A 5,432-nucleotide genomic window follows, 5' to 3' on the forward strand; every position below is an offset into this window, starting at 1 on the left:
GGCTTCGGTACCAGGGCGGCCAGCCTTGCAATGAAATCCAATGGTTCGAAAATGACGTGCGTGGTGCCGTCCCGGTACGGCGTCTTGAGCTGGTAGCAATCTGACAGTGCGGAGGGGGAGGGGCGTGACTGTTAAACAGGGGGTCAGCCTGCCGCCTTGGGCCGGGTGATGTCGTACTTGCCCGCCGCGAACTCGGTTACCGTCCAGCCCAGCGCAACCAGCTCCGGCAACGCCTCGCGCACCCGCTGGCGGCGCTTGCGCATGGTCGAACCACTGGCCTCTGACGGCCAGACATAGCCGCACAGGGTATCTATGGCCGCCTTGCCGGTCTTGCCGGGGTCGATCCAGCCACACAGGCGCTGATGCAGCAGGCGGGCCGCTTCGCTGTCCAGCGCTCGCACCTCGTCCATGCTGATGCGCACATGCTGGCCACCACCCATGACGGCCTGAGCAATTAAGGGGTTCAGGGCCACGTACAGACGCCCGCCTGCCTCGTCGCTGGCGTACTCGGCAAGCAGCCGGAACCCCTGCCGCTTGCGGCCATTTTGGGCGATGATGGAGACTGTCCACAGGCGCTCAATGCACTCCCGGATTGCCTTGAACTGGCTGCCGCCATCCTCTGCATACCCGATTTCACGGGCCAGCGCCCGATAGCTGCCCTTAACCACCATGGCATCAGCGGTAACGGCCTCCCACTTGGGTTCCAAGAACAACCGGAGCTGCTGCCCGCCTTCGGTCTTGGGTTCTGGGCTAAGCACTAGGCCATTAGGCCCAGCCATTGCCACCAGCCCTTGCAGGATGCGCAGATCATCAGCACCCAGCGGCTCCGGCCCCTTGAACTCGATCCGCTTGCCGTCGCCGTAGTCATACGTCACGTCCAGCTTGCTGCGCTTGCGCTCGCCCCGCTTGAGGGCACGGAACAGGCCGGGAGCCAGACAGTGCGCCGGGTCGTGCCGGACGTGGCTGAGACTGTACTTGTTCTTAGGCTTCACCACGGCGCACCCCCTTGCTTTTGCGCTGCTTTTCCAGCACGGCGGGTTTGAGCACCCCGCCGTCATGCCGCCTGAACCAGCGGTCTTTGAACGGCACCCCATAGTTGGCCTTGCTGACACCAAAGCGGACGAAATAGGGCCGCTGTGAGTCGTCCACGCCCCATTCCTCGGCCTCGGCGGCCGTCATGCCGGACAGGTAGGACTGCCAGCGGATGTTATCCACCAGCACGGACGATCCCCGGCTGGCCTGCTGCTGGTCGCCTGCGCCCATCATGGCCGCGCCCTTGCTGGCATGGTGCAGGAACACGATAGAACACCCGGTATCGGCGGCGATGGCCTCCATGCGGCCAATCACCTGCGCCATGGGGCCACTGGCGTTCTCTTCCTCGATATGGAACCGACGCAGCGTATCCAACACCATCAGGCGGCGGCCCTCGGCGGCGCGCTTGAGGCCGTCGAACCACTCCGGGGCCATGATATTGGGCAGGCTGCCGATCAGCGGCTGGATTAGCAGACCGTCAGCCACGACTTGCCGTTGCTCGTCGGTCAGGTGCGCCCCCAATGCGTGCAGGCGGTGATGTATAGCGGTGGGCGGGTCTTCGGCGGGCAAGTAGATCACCGGGCCGGTGGGCAGCTCTCCCACGTCCAGCAGGTCGGGGCCGCCTGCGATCTGTGCGGCCAGCTGTAGAACCAGCATGGACTTGCCGGCCCCACCGGGGGACACCAGCGCCCCCACGGTACCGGCCACCATGTTGGGCAGTACGTAGTCAATCGGCGGCGGTAACTCTGTGAAGCTCGCCAGAATATCGATAGGCTTATGAGTAGCCATTGGTTTGCCTCCTTTGCAGGCGGTTGATGGTCAGGCGCTGGCGGGGCATCCCCGCCATGCGCCGCCTAGTCAGTGATAACACGCCACTCTCGCAGCCCAATTTCTCGCACGACCTTGGCCGCCGCATCCAGTGTCTTGAACTGCCGCACATCACCTCTGGCGGTGTGTAAGGTAGGTTGTGCGCTGCCAATGTTGCCGCTCAGCTCGATAGTCCACCCGTTATGCAGAACACTTGACGATCTCACCACGGCACCCTGAATCAATCCAAGCCCAAAATACTCTTTTGCCTTTCCTATATCCATTTTTTAATCCTACTATAAAGTCAAATTGTTTTGACAATATAGCAGTTTTGTTTTATCAAAACAAGCATTACATGCTTAAATCTGGCCCCTTGCTGCGCTGCTTCTGGGTCTGCTTCGCCAGCTCGGCGCGGGCCTCCTGCACCTGCGGAAGCTCCATCACCTTCTGCACCGTACGCTTGATGTAATCGGCCTCATGGCCCGCCTTGCGCTCCATGATAGCGGGGCTAGCCTCGGCCATGGCCTTGCTGATCTCGTCCGGCTCCCGGCCCTTGCTGGCCAGCTTCATGGCCGCGATGAAGTCGCACTTGCTGAGGTCATCACCGTACCGCTTGACCAGCCCGGCCATTTCGCTGCGGTAGTCGTCCACGACGCTGCGGCGATACCGACGCACACTCTGCGGGGCGGTGATCTCGGCCAGTCGTGCCGTCCGTTCCTGTCGGCGCTCGATGCTGTCCAACACCTGCCCGGCCTGCTGCATCAGCTCCGGCCCTGCGGTGGCACTCTTGCCGCTGGACTCCCGGCACAGCACCCACGGCTGATAGCCGGTGCGGCTGGTGTACTTGTCCTTGCGGTTGGTAAAGCCTGCCAGACGGCCATAGTGACGGCTGTCGGCGCTTGCCGGGTCGGCGTCATACTCCCGGGCCAGCTTCCGGGCGATTACGCCCCTATGATCTGCTGGGGCATCCTGAGCCACCTTCACCCATGCCTGATAATTCTTGAGGCTGGTCTCGATGATGGCGGCAGGCTCCCGGCCCTCCTGCTTCATGGCGTCCAGATCGTCGCTGCTGAGGTCGTCAACTAGCACCAGACCATGCCGGGCCTGCTCGGCGGGGCGAATGTAAATATCGTTGCCCTGGGCATTCATGCGCTTGAGCCAGGCGGCGTTCTGCTGCACTTCCTGCGGTGTCCATTCCCGGTTCATCATCTTGCCGCTGGCGGCATCCCGTATGCCGATGTCGTACCGGTCGCAGCCCATGGCCTTGAGCTGCCGGGCGATGGCTTGCGCGGTGCGGTCACCTTTCACTTGAGCTTGAAAATCAGCCATATGCTCCCCTGTTGCTCGATGATTTGCGGCTCCAGCCAAAGCCATGATGCGATCAGCAGCGCCAGAATAGGCATCACGGAAGCGATCAAGACCCCGGCCCACAACCTCCATGTCCAGCCACGGGCGGCGCTCCGGGCCGTCTGGCCGGCCTTGGCCAGTTCCCCTGCGGCTGCCCTCATGTCCTTTGCTGCCTGCCGCCATGCGCTCATGGCTTGCTGTTGCTGGCTCGTCCAGCTCGCGGCCTGCTCCTCGCTGGCCTGCTGTACCTCGGCGATCCGCTGCCGGGCTTCGTCCGCCAGTGTCGCCATGCTCTGGGCCAGCGGCTCTATCTCTGCCGCTAACTCGTTGATCCCTCTGGATTTCCTCACTCTGTCTATCGCGCTCATGCTCGATAACCTCCCGGTATTCTTGTAAGTCGATGATCTGGCCGTTGGCCGTGTCGATGGCTAGGGCGATATCGGCCCTCTCGGTGCGGATGCCCCGGCTCTCCATCTCCACCACGTTAGGGCCAAGATGGATGCCCGGCAAGCGCTCAATGCCCTGCGCCTCAAGGGTGCGATGGTCAATGCGGGCCTCGTGCCCGGCCTGTTCAAGGGCGCGGTTGGCGTAGTGGCTCCATGCCTCGCGGGTCTGCTCAAGCCATGCCTTGGGCTTCAGGCTCTCGGACTTCTGCGCCCCGCCCCGCTCTGGCTGTTTGCCGTTGTACCGCTTAAACCACTGGTCAGCCGGGCGCTCGATACCGTCGTTCTTCCGCTCGGAGATCATCAAGTGGCAATGGGGGTTCTCACCGTTACCGGCATGGATGGCCAGCGTATACGGCAGGCGCTCGCCCTCAGTCAGATGCCGGGCGAATTCGTCCACCAGCTCCCGCTGCTGATCTAGGGTCAGTTCGACCGGCAGGGCAAACTCAATCTCTTTGAATAAGCGACCGTTGGCCCGCTCGTACAGGTCGGCACCGTCCCAGTAGTCGGCGGGACGCTCGGCCCACTCGGGCAGGTGGCCGGACTGGGTGTGCAGCACCTCTTCACGGTCGCGGGAGTAACGGCCCTCCCGCTGGATGTAATCGGCTTTCGCCTTGGCCGATTGGCCGCCGTTCCGGCTGCCGGTCTTGGCCGTAAGGTGATAGATGGCCATAGGGGTTTAGCTCCATGCAATGGCCCTCGGAGAGCGCACAGCCCCGAAGGGGTGCCCCCAGGGCAGTTTCTTGAAGAGAAACCGGTAAGTGCGCCCTCCCGTAAAATGACGGTCGGGGTTTGCGGTGTCTGTGCTCCGATGATAGCATAATGACAAGCACATAACCAAGAGGATTATCAAAATGGCAAAAACAGCGGAACGGCTCGCCAAGCTGGAAGAACAACGGGCACGAATCAACGCCGAGATCCAACGGATCAGAGCACGGGAGCAGCAGCAAAAGCGCAAGGAAAACACCCGGCGCAAAGTGCTGGTAGGTGCATGGATACTCGGCAAAGTTGAAAACGGCGAGTGGCCAGAACAGCGCCTGCTCGATGGGTTGGACAGCTACCTAGAGCGCGACCATGATCGGGCACTGTTCGGACTTCCACCCAAGCAGAAACAGCAGCCACAGGAGCATGGTCAGCCGGAGCCGCAAGGATAGCCAAGCGCAAAGCGGTCAGAATGGCCCCTGAATGGCCCCTTCGGGGCTGCACACCGCCCCCACCCTTCGGGTAGGGAAAAGGCCGCTAAAGCGGCTAAAATCGCTCCAGCGTATTCCCGCGGGATTTGGTATGGGGTTTAGCGGGCTTTGCCCGCCTTTCCCCCTGCCGCGCAGCGGGTGGGGCCGGTGTGTAGCCTAGCGCAGCGGATAGAGAAGTTATCCGGCCTCTGGCCGGCATTTTAAGCAAGGGCAAACAGTGCCCCACTAGGGCGCTGTTAACCGCGCCTAGTGGATTATTCTTGGATAATCATGGATGGATTTTTCCAACACCCCACCAGCTCCCCCCCTTCCTGGGTTTGCAGGTTTAGGGGCGTGACAGTTACGCCGGGGGTTCGTGACAGTTACGCCGGGGGGGCGTGACAGTTACGCCGGGGGCGTGACAGTTGCGCCGGGGGACGGATGGCGTTTGCGATCATGAGGGCGAAGAAGCTCAACAGCATGGGCACGGTGGCGGCTGCGTTGCAGCACTGCTACCGCGACCGCGAGACGCCGAACGCCGATCAGGAGCGCACACCGGACAACGATCACCTGGCTGATACCAAGTGCCTTGGCCGCATGCCGAAAATTCAGATGCTCGGCGACGGCGATG

General features: G+C 62.3%; 6 protein-coding genes and 2 pseudogenes. 2 read left to right on the plus strand and 6 right to left on the minus strand.

Going from position 1 to position 5,432, the window contains the following annotated elements:
* Positions 1–143: 143 nt before the first annotated feature.
* The 6 genes and pseudogenes from repC to FTV32_RS17605 all read right to left on the minus strand — a co-directional run.
* Complete coding sequence (gene repC / locus FTV32_RS15720) at positions 144–995, minus strand: replication protein C, IncQ-type (RefSeq protein WP_010895881.1); 852 nt, start codon at positions 993–995, stop codon at positions 144–146.
* Entirely contained in the window at positions 982–1,821 is an 840-nt protein-coding gene (locus FTV32_RS15725; protein WP_172688719.1) for a helicase RepA family protein, read from the minus strand. Before FTV32_RS15725 ends, repC begins: the two co-directional genes overlap by 14 nt.
* A 65-nt stretch (positions 1,822–1,886) precedes the next feature.
* Complete coding sequence (locus tag FTV32_RS15730; RefSeq protein ID WP_010895879.1) at positions 1,887–2,123, minus strand: hypothetical protein; 237 nt, start codon at positions 2,121–2,123, stop codon at positions 1,887–1,889.
* A gap of 67 nt (positions 2,124–2,190) precedes the next feature.
* Positions 2,191–3,213 (minus strand): DNA-primase RepB domain-containing protein, encoded by a 1,023-nt coding sequence (locus FTV32_RS17595; RefSeq protein ID WP_306669421.1) that lies wholly within the window; start codon positions 3,211–3,213, stop codon positions 2,191–2,193.
* Positions 3,144–3,554 carry an IncQ-type mobilization protein MobB gene (locus FTV32_RS17600; RefSeq protein WP_010895877.1) on the minus strand — a complete coding sequence of 137 codons (411 nt, stop codon included), beginning with the start codon at positions 3,552–3,554 and terminating at the stop codon, positions 3,144–3,146. Before FTV32_RS17600 ends, FTV32_RS17595 begins: the two co-directional genes overlap by 70 nt.
* Positions 3,555–3,660: 106 nt before the next feature.
* Positions 3,661–4,302, minus strand: a pseudogene (locus FTV32_RS17605) (MobA/MobL family protein); the annotation flags it as partial.
* Between the two features lie 181 nt (positions 4,303–4,483).
* On the opposite strand from FTV32_RS17605, the gene FTV32_RS15740 reads away from it, so the two are divergent.
* Complete coding sequence (locus FTV32_RS15740; protein ID WP_010904468.1) at positions 4,484–4,783, plus strand: hypothetical protein; 300 nt, start codon at positions 4,484–4,486, stop codon at positions 4,781–4,783.
* Positions 4,784–5,242: 459 nt separating this feature from the next.
* Positions 5,243–5,432, plus strand: a pseudogene (locus tag FTV32_RS17795) (plasmid recombination protein); the annotation flags it as partial.

It is taken from the genome of Acinetobacter sp. YH16032 (assembly GCF_013417345.1).
Taxonomy (GTDB): Bacteria; Pseudomonadota; Gammaproteobacteria; order Pseudomonadales; family Moraxellaceae; genus Acinetobacter.